The sequence below is a fragment of the Comamonas sp. B-9 genome (genome assembly GCF_000410635.1).
GTDB lineage: Bacteria > Pseudomonadota > Gammaproteobacteria > Burkholderiales > Burkholderiaceae_C > Comamonas.
Map to the genome: position 1 here is coordinate 1 of NZ_KE148613.1, position 299 is coordinate 299.

1 pseudogene is annotated in these 299 nt (G+C 70.2%); it reads right to left on the reverse strand.

What is annotated here, in order from left to right:
- Positions 1 to 290, reverse strand: a pseudogene (locus H928_RS32920) (hypothetical protein); the annotation flags it as partial.
- Positions 291 to 299 lie beyond the last annotated feature (9 nt).

The window sequence follows — 299 nt, forward strand, 5'->3', positions numbered from 1 at the left end:
CGGCCAGCACCCAGGCTGCGGCACGGCCGCTGTGCTCGGCCGGCATGCCATCGAGCGCCGTGAAGCGGTAAAAACCGGGCCTGGTAGCCGCCCAGCAGCAGCATCGCCAGGCAAAACAGCCCAAAGCTGGCCTGCACCACCGCCCAGGCGGCCAGCAGCCCGGCCGCTACGCCCAGCAGTGCCCCGTATTGCAGGCCCCGCGCGCGGCCAAGCCGCTGCATCCAGCGGGCCAACTGGCCAATCGACAGCAGATTGCCTGCCACCAGCAAGGTCAGCGGCACTGTGGCCAAAACCCGCCA